Genomic DNA, 16,767 nt, shown 5'->3' with positions numbered 1-16,767 from the left:
CGACTGTCCGTGAAGGCCTCCTTCACTACCTTCAGGGTAGGCAAGGAGGCCTTCACGGCCACCCCGGTCCGGTCGCCCCGGCCGTCCGCTCGTGTGATGTCTCGAAAGCCACTTTCGAGACATCACACGTCGCGAAAGTGGCTTTCGCGACATGCGCCTTGACCCGGGACTCGACCAAGGGCCACATCGCCCGCCGCTGGAGGTTGCGAAAGTGGCTTTCGCAACCTTCAACGTCGCGAAAGTGGCTTTCGCAACGCTGGGCACCGTTGCCAGCCGGGCCCACCACGTCACATCGGGGCGACATCCCGTGGTGTCCGGAAAGTCCGGGCCGCGATCCACCCGCCTGCCGCGGCCGCCACGGCGGCGATCGCGAGCGAAATGGGGACCGACCAGCCCGAAGGACGTCCGAGCGCGAGCGCGCGGGTCGCGTCGATCGCGTAGGTGAGCGGGTTGAGCGCCGAGACCACTCGCAGCCAGGTCGGCATCGTTTCGAGCGGCATGTAGGCGCTGGATGAGAACATCAGCGGGAACATGACCACGAAGGACGCCATCTGCAGCGTTTCGGCCTTGCGCAGCCAGGTCGTGATGGCGACGAAGATCCAGCTCAGGCACCAGCCGACGACGAGCGTGAGCAGAAGAGCCGCGGTGACGCCGAAAACACCGCCGGTCGGCCGGAAACCCAGCAGTACCACGCTGGCGAGCGCGGTCACCAGCAGTTGCACGGCGAGCCGGGCGGAATCCGAGATGGTGCGCGCGACCAGGACGGCCGAAAGGCTGATGGGCATGCAGCGGAGACGTCCGGTGAATCCACTGTAGATCTCCGCGAGCAGGCCGGCCCCCGAACTCATCGCCGTCGTCATCGCGATGTTCACCAGCGTCGCCGGGACGAGGAAGTTCACGTAACCCTGGTAGGCCGCGACACCGGGCAGCGTGCTGACGCCGTTGAACACCTGGCTGAACAGCAGGAGCAGCACGATCGGTTGCAGCAGCCCGAAGAACACGAGCCGCCGGTCGCCGAACGCCGTCTTCAGCGACCGGGCGGCGAGCACTCGGACCTGGGTGGCGAACGTGCTCGGCGGCCAGGTCGACGGGTCGCCCAGTACCGGCGGTGACGGCGCGCGATGCCGTGCCTCGGTCATGACGCGACCGCCGGATTCCGGTGCAGCGAAAGGTAGACGTCGTCGAGCGTCGGCTCCGCGACGGTGAGGTCCTTCATCGGCGCGCCCGCCGCGTCGAGCGCGCGCACCAGCACCGTGATGTCGGCGGGCCCGGACAGCGCGACACCGACCACCAGCCCGGAGGCCGACGTCGTGCAGCTCATGCCGAGCCGGTGGATCGCGGCCAGCGCCCGGCGGGCGGCGAGGTCGGTGCCGAAGGTCAGGGTCGCGGTCCGTTCCCCGAGCCGGGCCTTCAGCTCCGACGGCCGCCCGGAGACGGTGACGTGCCCCAGCCCCAGCACGATGACGTGATCCGCCAGTCTGTCCGCCTCCTCGAGGTACTGCGTGGTGAGCACGACGGTGGTGCCGCGTGCGGCGAGCCGTTCGACGCCGTCCCAGAGCCCCGCGCGGCTGAGCGGGTCGAGGCCGGTCGTCGGTTCGTCGAGGAAGAGGACGTCGGGGGAGCCGACGAGCCCGGCGGCCAGGTCGAGCCGCCGCCGCATGCCGCCGGAGTACGTCCGCGCGGGACGGTCGGCCGCGTCGTCGAGGCCGAACATGGCGAGCAGTTCGGCCCCGCGGGCCCTGGCCTGACGCCGGTTCGCGCCCAGCAGCCTGGCGACGAGTTCGAGGTTGCCGCGGCCGGAGAGCGCGTCGTCGACCGCCGCGAACTGGCCGGTGACCCCGATCCGCCGCCGGACGTGGTGCCCGGCGCGCACGACGTCGAATCCGCAGACCTTGGCGCTGCCGCCGTCCGGTTTGACGCGCGTGCTCAGGATGTCGACCAGCGTCGTCTTGCCCGCGCCGTTGTGGCCGAGCACCGCGAGCACGGTGCCGCGGCCGACCCGGAGATCGACGCCGGCGAGGGCGGTCACCTCACCGTAGTGCTTGGCGAGGCCGGACACCTCGATGGCAGCCTGCTCCATTCGCCGAACGTAGCGGGGCGTTCGGTGCGGCCGCAATGCCCAGAGCCTCGTGAGTGGCAAGGACGGTTAGAACCGTCATTACCACTCACGAGACCCGAGGCAAAACAGTTACGCCCATTACAATCTTTTCCCCTCGCGGAGCCGCCATTCCCGGATTACTTGTCCCTCCGGCATTCCGTCAGTAGCGTGCTGCTCCAGTTGGCCGTTCGGCCGGATAAGTCGAAATGAGGAAGCCCGTATGTCAGTGCTGACCGGGCGCGTTCTGCGCGCCTTCCTGCTCCCGGCGGTGCTGGGGCTGGGGGCGCTTTCCTTGGCTTCCGCGTCCGCCGACCCCGCGCGGACACAGCAGACACGAGAAGCCTTCGCGCAGGAGCCCGCCATCGCCCAGGCCGGGCTGAAGTTCGGATTCTACGTCGGCGACGAACAACAGCCCACGACCAGCCGGGTCGCGAAACTGGGTTCGGACATCACCTTCCCGCAGGGCCGGTTCGACGGCAAGATCCTCGGTTTCAGCGACAATTCGCCGATCACCGGCAAACTGGCCATCCCGCCGACGTCGAGCTACTTCGTCTCCTTCCGGTTCATGCCCGCCACCGGCGATGTCGAACTCATCCCGGACGGCGACGCGACCGGCGTGGTCGACGTGGACACCGGTGCCACAGGCGACTGCAAGGAGGTCGGCACCAACATCTGCGCGCACACCGACGTCACGAACAAGGTGTTCATCAAACTCACGAACGTCAAAGTGGACGGCAAGGTCCTCGACGTCGGCCCGAACTGCCGGACCGCGCAATCGGTCGCGGTGAACATCAAAGCGCTGGTGCCGCTCGCGTTCCCCGCCCCGCCGGTGAAGGTCACGAGCACCTTCACGACACCGGAATTCGCCGGCTGCGGGGTCCGTGAGGATCTGAGCCCGTTGCTGACCGGGCTGGTGTCCGGCCCCGGCAACACCCTGGTCACCAACCTCCGGCTGCGATGCGTCGGCGATGGCCCGCCCCCCAACGGATGTGGAGCCTGACGATGGCCAATCCAGTCGCCCTGCTCGCCCGCGCGCCGGAGAAGGCCGCCGCGGGCCTGCGCGAATTCGGCCGCATGTGCGCCATGGGGATCGACGTCGTCCTCGCGATGTTCCGCCGCCCGGTGCAGGTCCGCGAGTTCATCCAGCAGTTCTGGTTCATCGCGAGCGTGTCGATCACGCCCGCGATCCTCGTGTCGATCCCGTTCGGCGCGGTCATCTCGCTGCAACTGGGCTCGCTCACGAGTCAGATCGGCGCACAGCAGTTCAACGGCGCCGCCAGCGTCCTCGCCGTCGTGCAGCAGGCAAGCCCGATCGTGACCACGCTGATCATCGCGGGCGCGGGCGGTTCGGCGATCTGCGCGGATCTGGGCGCGCGCTCCATCCGCGAGGAGATCGACGCGATGGAGGTGCTCGGTGTCTCGCCGATCCACCGGCTGATCGTGCCCCGTGTGCAGGCGGCCATCGGCGTTTCGGTGCTGCTGAACGGTTTGGTCAGCGTCGTCGGCGTGCTCGGCGGCTATTTCTTCAACGTCATCGTGCAGGGCGGGACGCCGGGCGCGTACCTCGCGAGTTTCAACGCGCTCGCCCAGCTGCCCGACCTCGTGGTCAGCTCGATCAAGGCGTTCATCTTCGGATTCCTCGCCGGCGTCGTCGCGGCCTACCGCGGCCTGAATCCCAAGGGCGGCCCCAAAGGCGTCGGCGACGTCGTCAACCAGTCGGTGGTGATCACGTTCCTGCTCCTGTTCTTCGTCAACACGATCCTGACCGCGCTGTATCTGCAGCTCGTCCCCGCGAAGGGAACCTGATCCCGTGACCAGCGTCCCCGAACGGGCCCGCGAGGCGTTCAAACGCCCCGGCAACAGTCTTTTCGAGCTGGGCGACCAGTTGCTGTTCTACATCCGCGCGCTCGCGGCGATCCCGATGGCGGTCACCCGCTACTTCCGGGAAGTGGTGCGCCTGCTCGCGGAAGTGACCTTCGGCAGCGGGGCACTGGCGGTGATCGGCGGCACCGTCGGTGTGATGGTCGGGCTGTGCGTGTTCACCGGGATCACGGTGGGGCTGCAGGGTTTCAGCGCGCTGAACCAGATCAACATCTCCGCGATGACCGGTTTCCTCACCGCGTACTTCAACACCCGCGAGATCGCGCCGCTTTCGGCGGGGCTGGCGTTGTCCGCGACGGTCGGCGCCGGGTTCACCGCGCAACTGGGCGCCATGCGGATCTCCGAAGAGATCGACGCGCTCGAAGTGATGGCCGTGCGCAGCATGCCGTACCTCGTCACCACCCGGATCGTGGCCGGGTTCATCGCGATCATCCCGCTCTACGTGATCGGCCTGCTGATCTCCTACCTCGGCTCGCGGGTGACGACGGTGGTCTTCTTCGGACAGTCCGGCGGGACCTACGACCACTACTTCTCCTTGTTCCTACCCCCTGAAGACGTGCTGTGGTCTTTCGCCAAGGTCCTCGTGTTCAGCGTCGGGGTCATCCTCACGCACTGTTTCTACGGCTATCGCGCCGCGGGCGGCCCGGCGGGCGTCGGGGTCGCGGTCGGCCGCGCCGTGCGGACGTCGATCGTGCTGATCAGCGTGCTGGACCTCTTCCTCAGCCTGGCGATCTGGGGCGCCACCACGACCGTGAAGGTGTCCGGATGAGCACGCGCGCACGGACCCAGGCGGCGGGGGTGGTCTTCCTCGTCATCCTGGTGCTGCTCGGCTGGCTCGCCGTCGCCATCTTCAACAAGGACTTCGAACGCGCGGAGCTGGTCACGCTCAAGACCGATCGCGTCGGAAACCAGCTCGCCCCGCCCGCCGAGGTCAAGGTCCGCGGTGTGCCGTTCGGCGAGGTCAGGGCGGTGCGGGGCACCGCGGAGGGCGCGGAGATCGACCTCGCCATCGACCCGGCGAAGATCGATCAGCTGCCGCGCAACGTCTCGGCGCGGTTGCTGCCGAAGACGGTGTTCGGCGAGCGTTATGTCAACCTCGTGCTCCCGGAGCGGCCCGCGGGAGGCTCGCTGCGCGACGGCGACGTCATCGGACAGGACCGGTCTTCCAACGCGATCGAGCTGGAGCGCGTCCTCGGTGATCTGCTGCCGCTGCTGCGTGCGGTGCAGCCGCAGAAGCTGAACAGTTCACTTGGCGCGATCTCGCTCGCGCTCGACAACCGCGGGAAGTCCTTGGGGGACAGCATCGTCCAGCTCAACGATCTGCTCAACCAGGTGAATCCGCTGATGCCGCAGTTCAAGGCCGACGTCACCGGTCTCGCCGACGTGGCGGACCTCTACACCGGCGCGGCACCGGACATCCTCAAGGCGCTCTCGGATCTCTCCACCACCGCGAAGACCATTGTGGACACCCGGGCGGATCTCGACAAGCTGTACACCAGCGTCACCACCGCGAGCGGCGACCTGAACAAGTTCCTGGTACAGAACAAGGACAACATCATCGGCGTCAGCGTGAAGAGCAGGCCGACGCTCGAACTGCTGTCCCGCTATTCGCCAGAGTTCCCGTGCCTGTTCGACGCGGTGAACCGGCTCAAGCCGGTGATGGAGAAGGCCTTGGGCAAGGGAACCGGGGAACCGGGGCTGCACGTGACGTTGTCCGTCCACGACCCGCGCGACAAATACGTGCCGGGCCGGGACGATCCGAGGTTCGACCAGAAGGGCGGGCCGCGCTGCTACGGCGGCGGCGGGACTTCGGCGGCGGTGGCGTTCGCCGCCGATGGGGACCTCGGCCCGGCCAATTCGAAGGGGGAGCGGGGGCTGGTCGCCGAGCTGCTGGCGCCGTCGCTCGGGATGAAGCCGGCCGAGGTCCCGGACTGGAGCAGCGTGCTCGTGGGCCCGGCCTTGCGTGGTACGGAGGTGACCGTCCGATGAGGGGTATCGCGGGGCCGGCGTTCAAGGGCCTGGTCTTCTTCGTGGTCACCGTGGTGGCGACCGGGATCCTGGCCATCACCATCGCCAACTCCGGGGTCGGCACGACGGTCGGTTACACCGCCAGGTTCACCGACGCCACGTCGGTCAACCCCGGCGACGAGGTCCGGATGTCCGGTGTCCGCATCGGCCAGGTGGATTCGGTCGGTGTGGTCGAACGACGGCTGGCGGACGTGCGGTTCTCGATCGAGAACAAGCGCCGCCTCACCGCCGGGGCCACCGTCACCATCAGGTACCGCAACCTCGTCGGCCAGCGGTATCTCTCGATCGACCCCGGCCCGGACGGGCCGGCGGTGCTCGACGAGGGCGCGTTGATCCCACCGGAGCGGACGCAGCCGGCACTGGATCTGACCGCGTTGTTCAACGGGTTCAAACCGTTGTTCCAGGCGCTTTCGCCGAGCGACGTCAACCAGCTGTCGTTCGAGATCGTCCAGGTGCTGCAGGGCGAGGGGAGCACCATCGACAGCCTGCTCGAACACACCGCGTCCCTCACGAACACGCTGGCGGGCAAGGACGAGGTGATCGGCCAGGTGGTCGGGAACCTCAACACGGTGCTCGACACGCTCAATTCCCAGGGCGATCAGTTCGACAAACTCGTCGACGTCACCGCGCAGCTGGTCTCCGGGCTCGCCGGTGACGCGAAACCGATCGGGCAGGCGATCGGCGGGCTCGGCGAGCTCACCACCGCCACCGCGGATCTGCTCCAGGACGGCCGTGCGCCGTTGAAGGACAGCATCAACACCCTCGGTGACCTGTCGAAGAACCTCGCCGACAACACGCCGGTGTTCGAGCAGTTCCTGGCGAACCTGCCGAAGAAGCTGGACCGCATCGGCTCGATGGTCTCGTACGGCTCGTGGTTCAACTTCTACCTGTGCTCGGTGAAGTCCGACGCGCCACCCGCCCCGGGCGGCCCGCCGGTCGGGATCCCGCTGACCCAAGGACGGTGCCGGTGAAAGCGCCGAGGATCAAACCGTTCCGCAGCCGCAACCCGATCGTCGTCGGCGCCGTCACGGCGCTGCTGATGGCGGTGGCGGGCTCGGCGACCTTCTTCTCCGACGACCTCCCGCTGGTCGGCGGCGGGACCACGTACGCGGCCGAGTTCACCGAGGCCGCCGGCCTCAAACGCAACGACGAGGTCCGCGTGGCCGGGGTCAAGGTCGGCGAGGTCTCCGACGTCCTGCTGGACGGTGGCCGGGTCAAGGTCCTGTTCCGGGTCAAGGACACCTGGATCGGCAACCGCACCACCGCCGCGATCAAGATCAAGACGCTGCTGGGGCAGAAGAACCTGGTCCTCGACCCGGTCGGGAACGCGGAACTCGATCCGGACGAGCCGATCCCGGTGCAGCGCACGAGCTCGCCGTACGACGTCACCACGGTGTTCAACGACCTCGCGAACACGGTGGGCGCGATCGACACCGACCAGCTGGCGAAGGCGTTTGGGACCCTGTCGGAAACGCTCGGCGCCTCCACGCCGCAGGACGTGCGGACCGCGTTCGACGGCATCACCGCGCTGTCCAAGACGCTCGCCTCCCGCGACCAGGAGCTGGTGAAGCTGTTCGAGAACACGAACAAGGTGTCGAAGACGCTCGGGGATCGCTCGCAGCAGATCGAGGCGTTGATCCGCGACGGCAACACCCTGCTGACGGAGCTGAACGCGCGCAAGGACGCCATCGCGAAGCTGTTCAGCGGCGTGAAGAACCTGTCGATCCAGCTCAAGGGACTGGTGGCGGACAACCAGAAGACGCTCGGCCCGGCGCTCGACCAGCTCGATCGCGTCGCCACCGTGCTGTTGCGCAACCAGGACAAGCTCGACGAGAGCCTGCGGCTGGCCGGGCCCTTCTACCGCCTGCTCGGTAACGCGGTCGGCAACGGCCGCTGGATCGACACCTACATCTGCGGGCTCGTCCCGACCGGCGGCACGCCGGGCAGCTGCATGCCTTCGAGGAAGGGGGGACGCTGATGGGGCGCCACTTCACGTTGTCGGATCTCGGGGCGCAGGCCCGGCGGCGGGCCTGGGTGCGGAGGCTCGCGCTCGCCGTCGTCGCCGGGCTGCTCGTGACGGCGGCCTGGCCGCTGCTGACCAGGCAGGCCGACCGCGTCCTGACCGGGTTCTTCACCGCGACCGTCGGGGTGTACCCGAACACAGAGGTGCGGGTGCTCGGCGTCCCGATCGGTTCGGTGACCAAGGTCGAACCGCGCGGCACGACCGTCGAGGTGACCATGACGGTCCGGCCGGACGTCAAACTGCCCGCGGACGTCGGCGCCGTGGTGATCACGCCGAGCCTGGTCGCCGACCGGTACGTGCAGCTCACCCCGGTGTACGTCGGCGGGCCGGAGCTGGGCGACGACGGGCGGATCCCGCCCGAGCGCACCGTCACCCCGGTGGAGGTCGACGAACTCCTGGGCAGCCTCAACCAGCTGATGACCGCGCTGGGGCCGAAGGGCGCCAACCGGGACGGCGCGGTCAGCGACGTCCTGACCAAGGCCGCGGCCTACCTCGACGGCAACGGCGGCAAACTCGGCGAGGCGATCAAGAACCTCGGCGAGTTCGCCAGGACCGCGAGCGATTCCAAGGACGACCTGTTCAACTCGGTCGACAACATCAGCAAGTTCACCGCGATGCTCGCGTCGAACGACGACAAGGTGAAACAGGCGATCCAGCAGATGTCCTCGCTCAGCAAGATCCTGGCCGATCAACGGGACCAGTTCTCCGGCGCGATGACCGAACTCACCGAGGCGCTCAGTGTGGTGCAGGGGTTCATCAAGGACAACCGCGGCAAGGTCAAGTCCGATGTGGACAAACTCGCCGAGATCACCAAGCTGCTCAGCCGGCAGAAGGAGTCGCTGAGCGAGGCACTCGACGCCGCGCCGAACGCGCTGGCGAACGTGCTCGGCGCGTACAACCAGGGCGCGGGCACGCTGGACGGCCGGGGGAACCTCACCGAATTCTCGGGGGCGAAATGAAAACCCGGCTCGCTGCCGTCCTGGTGCTCGTCCTGGCCGCCACCGGTTGCAGCGGCGGCGTCGACGTCTACGACATCCCGCTGCCGGGCGGGGCCGCGCTGGGTGAGCGACCGATCCACGTCACGGCGAGTTTCACGAACGTGCTGGATCTCGTGCCCCAGTCCGGGGTGAAGGTCAACGACGTCCCGGTCGGCCAGGTGCGGACCGTCGAGCTGGCGCCGGACGGTCGCAGCGCGGTGGTCGGCCTGCTCATCAACGGGGACGTGAACCTGCCTGCCAATTCGGTCGCACGGCTGCGGCAGGCGAGCATCCTCGGCGAGAAGTTCGTCGAGCTCGCGCCGCCACCCGAGGGGACGCCGAGCGGGCGGCTGGTCGACGGCGCGGTGATCCCGCTGGCCAGTTCTTCGCTGACGCCGGAGATCGAGGAGGTGTTCGGCGCGCTTTCCCTGCTGCTCAACGGTGGCGGCGTCGCGCAGGTGCAGAACATCACCCGTGAACTCAACGACGCGCTCCGCGGCAAGGAGAGCGCGGCGCGCAGCATGCTGTCCAATTTGGACAAATTCGTGCGCGGTCTTGACGAGCACAAGGCCGAGATCACCCGCGCCATCGAGAGCGTCAACAAGCTCGCGGCGACGCTGAACGCGAACACCGAGGAGATCAAGGCGACGCTGAACGGGCTCACCCCCGGGATCGAGGTGCTGAACCAGCAGCGTCAGGCGCTGGTCGGGATGCTCAAGTCGCTGGACGGGCTCACCTCGGTCGCGGTGGACACGGTTAACCGCAGCAAGGACGACCTCGTCGCCGATCTCAAGGCGCTCGAACCCCTCCTGCGGAAGCTGGCCGATTCCGGGGACAAACTGCCGAAGGCGATGGAGATGATCTTCACCTTCCCATTCCCCGACGCCGCGCTGGAGGCCATCCGCGGCGACTACCTGAACACGTTCCTGACCTTCAAGAACAGTGGTGGCCGCTGATGCTGACCAGATTCGTCCGCGTGCAGCTGGTGGTCTTCGTGACCATCGCGGTCCTCGGCGTGGCGTACGTCGGCGCGACGTACGCGGGGCTGGACAAACTGGTGCTCGATCGCGGGTACACCGTCAAAGTGCGGCTCGCCACCGGTGGCGGCATCTTCAGCAACGCCGAAGTCACCTATCGGGGCGTGCCGATCGGCCGGGTCGGCGAGCTGCGGCTGACGGCCTCCGGGATGGAGGTCGACCTCGAAATCGAGCCGGGCGGCCCGGAGGTGCCCGCGGACACCGAAGCGGTCGTCGCCAATCGATCCGCCGTCGGCGAGCAGTACGTCGACCTGCGGCCTCGCCGCGACAACGGGGCCATGCTCCGGGACGGTTCGGTGATCGCCGAGGCGGACACGAAGATCCCGCTGCCGGTGGACGTCGTCCTGTCCAGTGTGGACTCTTTCGCCAACTCGGTGCCGAAGCCCGCGCTGCGGACCGTGGTCGACGAGCTGTACAAGGCGACGTCCGACGCCGGCCCCGCGCTGGATCAGCTCGTCGGGCGGGGGATCGAGTTCGTGCAAGAGGCGAGCGCGCACGTCGGCCCGCTGACCAGGTTCGTGACCGACGCGCAGACCGTACTCGACACCCAGGTTTCGCAGGCGGACGCGATCCGCTCGTTCGGTGCCAACGCGAAACTGCTCGCCGCGACGTTGAAGAGCTCCGACGGCGATCTGCGACGGCTGATCCCGGCCGTCCCGGCGGCCGCGAACGAGGTGAGCACGCTTCTCCGGGAGTCCGGCCCGAGTCTCGGCATCCTGCTGGCCAATCTGCTGACCACCGCGGACGTGCTGGAAACGCGCCAGGACGGCATCGAGCAGCTGCTGGTCACCGCGCCGAAAGCGGTCGCTGCGGGACACGCGATCATGGGGCCGGACGGCGCGCGCGTCGGTCTCTCGCTGACGTTCTTCGATCCGCCGCCGTGTGTCACCGGTTACGGGACCGCTTACCGCGACGGACTCGACACGTCCCCGCGGCCGTTGAACACCGCGGCGCGCTGTGCCCTGCCCAAGGGCAACCCCACGAACGTGCGCGGCTCGCAGAACGTGCCGGGAAGGTGAAGGCCATGACTCGAATCGCCGCGTTCCTCGCCGCTGCCGCTACGGCTTTGGCGGCTTGGTTCGGCTACTCATGGTGGGATGCGAGCCACGACGAAGGCGTCGCGCGGGCGACGGTCCGCGAGGAGGCGTTGCAGGTGGGCAGACAGGCCGTCGCCGCTCTGACCACTTTGGACTATCGGCAGGCGGAGCAGGGCTACCAGAACTGGCTGAACCTGTCCGGCGGCGCGTTGCACGACGAACTGGCGCGCGACCGCGAAGGCGGACTCGGCCGGATCGGCCAGGCGAAGACCGTCACCACCGGCCGGGTCGTCGACGCCGCGGTGACCGAAGTGGACAGTGGCGGCGGAACGGCCGAGGTGATCGCTTCGGTCGAACTCGAGGTGCGGCCCGAAGGCGGGGAGGCGGTGACCAAGCACAACCGGTTCCGCGCCGGCCTGAACCGGACACCGGACGGGTGGCGCGTCACGTCGCTCGGCCAGGTGCCGGTGACCGACACCGGAAAGCCCTGACGGAGGACGGGATGACCACGAAACGAGCCGTCAAACCGCCGCGGCGCGCGGTGAAGGTCGCCGGGAAGATGGGCGGGAGCACAAAGGTTCTCGAAGCGCCCGCCGAGGACGTTCCCGAGGACGTCCTTGAGGAGCCGCCGGCCGTTGTCGCTCCGGTGCGCCGGCGGGGAGCGATGGTGTTCGGCGCGGTCGCGCTGGTGATGGCGGGCCTCGCGGGGTGGTTCGCCATCGAGGCGCGGGACGTCAAGGCGGTGCTGGCGCACAACACGGCGCTGACCGACGTCGCCACCACCGCGGAGGTGAGCGATCAGATCGGCAAGGCGCTCGGCACGGTCTTCTCCTACCGGTACGACGACCCCGCCAAGAGCGAGCAAGCCGCGAAAGAGGTCCTCACCGGGCCGGCGCTGGGGCAGTACGACCAGCTGTTCGCGCAGGTCCGCGGGCTCGCGGCGGACCAGAAGCTGGTCGTGACCTCGACGGCGGTGGTCTCGGGGGTGAAGGTCCTCGACGGGGACCGGGCGTCGCTGCTGGTGTTCCTGGACCAGACCGGCGTGCGCGGGGACGGGCAGCGCAGTACCGGTGCGGCTCAGCTGAGCGTCAATGCGGAACGGGCCGAGGGGAAGTGGCGGGTGACCGCACTGGCCGCCGCCTGACGTCGGGGAGCTGAGGTACATGAAGGGGGCCTTCATGCACTCGGGAAAGGGAGCCATGGCACCCGCTGGTAATTGAGGGGTGCGTGCAGACCGTCTGACGGGCATGGCGACGACTGTGTGGATTTTGGTGCGTTAGGTGACCCGAAATCCACACGGTCCGGCATGAGCCTGCTGTCAGCGGTCGCCTTGGTGAGGGGTGTGTGGAAATAGGGACATTCAGCGTCCCTATTTCCACACACCCCTCACTCAACGCAACCAAGGTCCCTCGACCGCTCCCGTGAGTGACTTTCCCGTACCTCCAGCACACGGCCGGGTGTCGTGCCTGGCTGGAGGGGTTGCGAAAGTGGCTTTCGCAACACCACCCGCGCGCTCCATGAGGTCGCGCCAGCGCGTGAAGGCCCCCTTCCCTCGGCTCAGCCGAGGGAAGGGGGCCTTCACGCGCTAAACCTCACGAAGGGGCGGCCCGCAGCGCCAGGATCATCTCGAACCGCCGCTCAGGATCCCGCAGCCCGTCCGCGAAAAGCGCCTCCAGTTCCTGGGCACGCGACCGCACCGTCTGCGGATGCACGGCCAGCCGTTCCGCCACCTCGCGCACGTTCCCGCAGGTCTCCAGCCACGCCAGCAGCGTCCCCGCCAGCCGCGAATGCTGCTTGCCGGTCAACCCGGCCAGCGGTCCGAGCCGTTCCCGGACGAGTTCGGTGGCCAGAAACGGTTCCTTGAGTAGCCACAGACGCGAAAGATGGTCGACGCACCACGTCACGGGCTCGTCGGCGAGCGCCCCCGAATCGACGAGCCGCAGGGCTTCGCGTGCGGCCCGTAGCGAGCGTGCCGCGAAAACGGGTGGCACGGCGGGGCCGATCGCGGCCCGCCAGCCTGCCAGCTCTCCCGCGAAGCGGTCCCGTTCGTCCGGTTCCGGCGCGGGCATGAGGAGGCAGGGGGTGGCGCTCTCGAAGTCGGCCAGCGCACTCGGCGCGGCCGCCGGTGCTTCGTCCGAGGGCCGGTCGAGGGCGACGGCGACGAGCCGGTCCGGTAGTTGCCAGCGGGCGAGGTCGGCGGCGTGTTTGACGACCTCGGGCGGTGACGGCGGCTCGGCGAGCAGGAGCTCCATCAGACGGTGCCGCCGGCGCTCCAGTGCGCCGGCGGCCTTTTCCCGTGCTTCCGCGTGACCCTCGACCGACAGCGCCGACAGTTCGTCGATATAGGCGAAGATGGCCTCCGCGAGCAGGCACAGCGTCGCCGATGGAACTCCCGCGCGACGGCCCGCTTCGGCCACCCGGCGCCAGGTCACCCTGGCGCCGACGCGGTACGCCGCCTGGAGGACGTCGACGTTGCGGCCCTGATGGAACTCCTGGACACCCAGGCTCAGGAACACGCTCCGGCGGTCCTCCGACGGCGCGTCCGGGTTCCCGATCCGCTCCACGAACTGCAGGAACGCCATCTGGACACCGGTCTTGAGCGCCTTCCCGAACGCGCCGTCCAGTGGCCGCGCGTAGTCGGGGATGGTCCGCTGGATCTCGCGGACCACCTCCCCGGCCACGTCGGCCAGCACAGGTCTGAACACCGTCGCCAGCTCTCTCGGCAGCAGCGCCCAGAGCTGCACCGGGCGCCCGCCCGGCCCACCCGGCCGGGCAGGCGTGAGCAGCGGTCCGTACGTCGCCTCGACCCCGCTGCGGGCGTCCTGCGGTCGGGTCACCTCGTCACCTCGTTGTGAGTGGGAACGCTGGTCGGTCAGTCCTCGGCGAGCAGGGCCTCCGCGCGCAGGGCGATCTCCATGTCGAGCCGGTCGTCGGCGTTGTTCAACCGGTCACCGAAGAGATCGATGAGCTGGTGCATGCGGTACCGGACGGTCTGCGGGTGGACCTTGAGTTTCTTCGCGATCTCCGGAGCGCTGCCCCGGGATTGCAGCCAGATCAGCAACGTCTCGCCGAGCCGCGCCCGCTGTTTGGGGGTGAGGTCGTCGAACGGGGCGAGGCTGCGCGTGCACAGTTCACGGACCAGGAACTCGTCCGCGAGCAGCCACAGGGTGGACAGGTGATCGCTGTACCGCGTGACCGGATTGTCCGGAAGCACCCCGCGCTGGACCAGCCGCAGCGTGCGGCGTGCCCACATCAGGGAGCGCGGCGCTTCGGTGAGCCGCACGGCCGGGCCGATCACCGCGCGCCAGCCGGGGAGCCGTTCGGCGAGATCCTTCAGGTGCTTGTCCGGGTCGCCGGTGACCAGGCAGGGTTTGGGACCCTCGAAGTCGACGAGGACGTCGGCGTCCAGGTCGGCGCTGTCGGGGTCCAGCGGGCCGAGCCGTCGCTCCAGCGCGACGACCGTGATCTCGGCAGGCAGCGCCCACTGCGCGTTGGCGGCGTGGGACGCGATCGACTGCGGTGACGCCGGGGGATCGGAGAGCATCAGTTCGAGCAGCCGGCGCCTGCGTCTGGCCCTGGTGCCCGCGGCCCGCTCCTGCGCGGCCGTGTAGCCCTCGATGGACAGTGCGGAAATCTCGTCCACGTAAGCGAAAATCGCTTCGGCCGCGGTGCACAGGAGATCGGCGTCCGCTCCGATCGCCTGCCCGAATTCCGAAACGTGCCGCCACGCGACGCGGCCGCCGACCCGGTAGGCCGTCTGCAGACAGTCGAGGCTGCGTCCCTCGTTGAATTCGACCTTCCCGAGGTTGCGGAACACCGCCGACCATTTGTCGAGCGGCGCCGTCCCCTGACCGACGGTATCGAGGCAGTGCAGGATCGCCTGCCGGATACCCTGCGTGATGATCTGTCCGAACGCGCCTTCCAACGGCTGCGCGTATTCGGGAACGGCTCGTTGCACCTCCTGCAGGATGGCTCGTGCCAAGGGGTCGGCCCGCGGCCGGAACCGCTCGCCCAGGTCTCTGGGCAGTGACGCCCACAGTCCATTCGCACCGGTGCTGCGCACAGGTCGGTTCTCCACTGGGGTTCTCGGTGCCGGCGTGAAGGCGCGCGGTCGCTGGACCGGACCCGGTGGCTGGCGGAGCGGGGTGGCGGGGTGGCGCACGCCGGGTTCGGGTCGTGCGGTCCGCAGATCGTGCCGCGAGTATCCGGTATCCAAGTCGGTCATGTTTTTATCCTTGCTGGCAACAAAATCAGCCTCTTCAACGGTGAAGCCGATCCAGATTTTGTGGCTCACGCAACATAAAATCGCCCGGGGGCACTGTCAACGGCTGGCGGGAGCTTGATCGGCCACCTGGATGGACTACACCCGAACGGGTGGTCCGATCCGATGACGAGTGACATTTAGGCGGGCTTGAGATGGCGTCCGGATGACAATTTTTCCGACGCGTTTCCGGGTGCTTCCGCCGCCTCGCTGGCGCGGATGAGCACCTCGACGACCTCGTCCAGCGTCAACCGGGCCGGCGCGGTCCCGGTGAGGAAGCGTCCGAGCTCCTCGCCGAACCGGGCCGGGTCGGCCACATGTGGAAAGTGTTTCGCATTTTCGAACACCGTCAATCGGCTGTCCGGCAGCACTTCGGCGGTCGCGCGGCCGTGGGCGACCGGGATGAGCGGGTCGCGCGCGCCCCAGACGACGAGGGTGGGCACCTCCCGGGCGAGATAGAGCTTGTCGAGCGCGCTCGCGCGCTGACCCCTGAGGTCGATCAGGCCGCGCGCGATGGACAGGAACGCCCGCCGCCTGCCCGGGTCGGCCAGTGACGCGAAGTGACGGATCAGCTCCCGGGTCTCGGGAGAGAGCTTTCCGCCGAACGAGCGGCAGGCGGCGGCGATCCCGCGGGCGATCGCGACGGTGGCCGGGTTGACCGCGAGGGTGAGTGTCGCGCTGGCCCCGGGCAGCGCCGTCGCGCGCAGTACCGGGGACACCTGCGGGCCGAGCCCGCCGCTGTCCACGAGCACCAGCCGGGCGCACATCTCGGGGAACTGGTAGGCGAACTGCATCGCGATCCCGCCGCCGAGGGAGTGTCCGACGATGGTCGCGTGCCGGTTCCGGGTGAGCGCGAGGACGTCGCGGACCACGCTGGCCATCGCGCCGAGGCCGTAGTCGGCCCGAGGGGCGGCCGAATCACCGTGGCCGGGCAGATCGGGGGCGAGGACGTGGCGTCCGAACCCGGTCCGCTCGAAATGGCCGAGCAGCGGGACCCAGGTCTCGCTGCTGCCCGAGATCCCGTGCAGCAGCACGAGCGGTTCGCCCACAGCGTCCTTTGTGGACGGAACGTATTCCCGTAGCCGGATTTCCCGCCCGTGCAGGGTCAGTGTGCGCGCTTCGAGGGCCATGTCCCGCCTTTCCGTTGTCAGGCGTCAAAATAACGTGTAGAACGCCGGGTGTGTCAGCGTGTCGCCGGACACGTCCGGCAATTGCGACACAGGTGACAAGAATGCCGCGGCCGACCCCGAGCCGGATGCCAAAACCGCGCGGCCCCGCCAATTACGCATCGACTTTTCCCTGCCGTCCCGGTATTCAGGAAAGCGTCGGTAAACACCCGTAACGACGGAGAACGCGATGGCCTGCCGGGCGGACTTCCACCTCGATCAGCCGAGGGCGAAACGCGCCCGCCGCGGCCTCCGCTGG

General features: G+C 68.6%; 16 protein-coding genes. 11 read left to right on the top strand and 5 right to left on the bottom strand.

Annotation, left to right across the window (positions count from 1 at the left end; translation table 11 throughout):
- Positions 1-287 precede the first annotated feature (287 nt).
- Positions 288-1,139, bottom strand: a complete 852-nt coding sequence (locus tag ACZ1DY_RS25915; protein WP_126734323.1) for an ABC transporter permease — start codon at positions 1,137-1,139, stop codon at positions 288-290.
- Entirely contained in the window at positions 1,136-2,080 is a 945-nt protein-coding gene (locus ACZ1DY_RS25910) for an ATP-binding cassette domain-containing protein (protein WP_465481147.1), read from the bottom strand. Before ACZ1DY_RS25910 ends, ACZ1DY_RS25915 begins: the two co-directional genes overlap by 4 nt.
- Positions 2,081-2,318: 238 nt before the next feature.
- Here ACZ1DY_RS25910 and ACZ1DY_RS25905 point away from each other — a divergent pair, with 238 nt between their 5' ends.
- The 11 genes from ACZ1DY_RS25905 to ACZ1DY_RS25855 are packed head-to-tail and all read left to right on the top strand — an operon-like array spanning position 2,319 to position 12,225.
- Positions 2,319-3,098 carry a hypothetical protein gene (locus tag ACZ1DY_RS25905; protein ID WP_465481146.1) on the top strand — a complete coding sequence of 260 codons (780 nt, stop codon included), beginning with the start codon at positions 2,319-2,321 and terminating at the stop codon, positions 3,096-3,098.
- Between the two features lie 2 nt (positions 3,099-3,100).
- Positions 3,101-3,904: an MlaE family ABC transporter permease gene (locus ACZ1DY_RS25900; protein WP_125796979.1), complete on the top strand. Its 804-nt coding sequence runs from the start codon at positions 3,101-3,103 to the stop codon at positions 3,902-3,904.
- Positions 3,905-3,908: 4 nt separating this feature from the next.
- Positions 3,909-4,748 (top strand): MlaE family ABC transporter permease, encoded by an 840-nt coding sequence (locus ACZ1DY_RS25895; RefSeq protein ID WP_034315131.1) that lies wholly within the window; start codon positions 3,909-3,911, stop codon positions 4,746-4,748.
- Positions 4,745-5,968, top strand: a complete 1,224-nt coding sequence (locus tag ACZ1DY_RS25890; protein WP_126734320.1) for an MCE family protein — start codon at positions 4,745-4,747, stop codon at positions 5,966-5,968. The genes ACZ1DY_RS25895 and ACZ1DY_RS25890 overlap by 4 nt, the downstream gene beginning before the upstream one ends.
- Positions 5,965-6,978: an MCE family protein gene (locus tag ACZ1DY_RS25885; protein ID WP_126734319.1), complete on the top strand. Its 1,014-nt coding sequence runs from the start codon at positions 5,965-5,967 to the stop codon at positions 6,976-6,978. Before ACZ1DY_RS25890 ends, ACZ1DY_RS25885 begins: the two co-directional genes overlap by 4 nt.
- Positions 6,975-7,985, top strand: a complete 1,011-nt coding sequence (locus ACZ1DY_RS25880; protein WP_257486031.1) for an MCE family protein — start codon at positions 6,975-6,977, stop codon at positions 7,983-7,985. The genes ACZ1DY_RS25885 and ACZ1DY_RS25880 overlap by 4 nt, the downstream gene beginning before the upstream one ends.
- Positions 7,985-8,989: an MCE family protein gene (locus tag ACZ1DY_RS25875; protein WP_257486032.1), complete on the top strand. Its 1,005-nt coding sequence runs from the start codon at positions 7,985-7,987 to the stop codon at positions 8,987-8,989. Before ACZ1DY_RS25880 ends, ACZ1DY_RS25875 begins: the two co-directional genes overlap by 1 nt.
- Positions 8,986-9,963 carry an MCE family protein gene (locus ACZ1DY_RS25870; RefSeq protein ID WP_465481145.1) on the top strand — a complete coding sequence of 326 codons (978 nt, stop codon included), beginning with the start codon at positions 8,986-8,988 and terminating at the stop codon, positions 9,961-9,963. Before ACZ1DY_RS25875 ends, ACZ1DY_RS25870 begins: the two co-directional genes overlap by 4 nt.
- Complete coding sequence (locus ACZ1DY_RS25865) at positions 9,963-11,063, top strand: MCE family protein (protein ID WP_257486034.1); 1,101 nt, start codon at positions 9,963-9,965, stop codon at positions 11,061-11,063. The genes ACZ1DY_RS25870 and ACZ1DY_RS25865 overlap by 1 nt, the downstream gene beginning before the upstream one ends.
- Positions 11,064-11,068: 5 nt before the next feature.
- Positions 11,069-11,572: a hypothetical protein gene (locus ACZ1DY_RS25860; RefSeq protein WP_126734315.1), complete on the top strand. Its 504-nt coding sequence runs from the start codon at positions 11,069-11,071 to the stop codon at positions 11,570-11,572.
- Between the two features lie 11 nt (positions 11,573-11,583).
- Complete coding sequence (locus ACZ1DY_RS25855; protein ID WP_257486035.1) at positions 11,584-12,225, top strand: hypothetical protein; 642 nt, start codon at positions 11,584-11,586, stop codon at positions 12,223-12,225.
- Between the two features lie 448 nt (positions 12,226-12,673).
- On the opposite strand, the gene ACZ1DY_RS25850 is transcribed toward ACZ1DY_RS25855, so the two are convergent.
- The 3 genes from ACZ1DY_RS25850 to ACZ1DY_RS25840 all read right to left on the bottom strand — a co-directional run bounded on the left by ACZ1DY_RS25850 (position 12,674) and on the right by ACZ1DY_RS25840 (position 16,472).
- Positions 12,674-13,918 carry a PucR family transcriptional regulator gene (locus ACZ1DY_RS25850; protein ID WP_126734313.1) on the bottom strand — a complete coding sequence of 415 codons (1,245 nt, stop codon included), beginning with the start codon at positions 13,916-13,918 and terminating at the stop codon, positions 12,674-12,676.
- A gap of 35 nt (positions 13,919-13,953) precedes the next feature.
- A complete protein-coding gene (locus ACZ1DY_RS25845; protein ID WP_185927192.1) occupies positions 13,954-15,144 on the bottom strand; it encodes a PucR-like N-terminal domain-containing protein in 1,191 nt (396 codons plus the stop codon).
- Positions 15,145-15,482: 338 nt separating this feature from the next.
- Complete coding sequence (locus tag ACZ1DY_RS25840; protein WP_257486036.1) at positions 15,483-16,472, bottom strand: alpha/beta fold hydrolase; 990 nt, start codon at positions 16,470-16,472, stop codon at positions 15,483-15,485.
- Positions 16,473-16,767: the final 295 nt, after the last annotated feature.

Source organism: Amycolatopsis sp. PSD-21 (assembly GCF_055561455.1).
The sequence above is the reverse complement of the archived record's forward strand: the minus strand, read 5'-3'. Positions and strand labels throughout refer to the sequence as shown.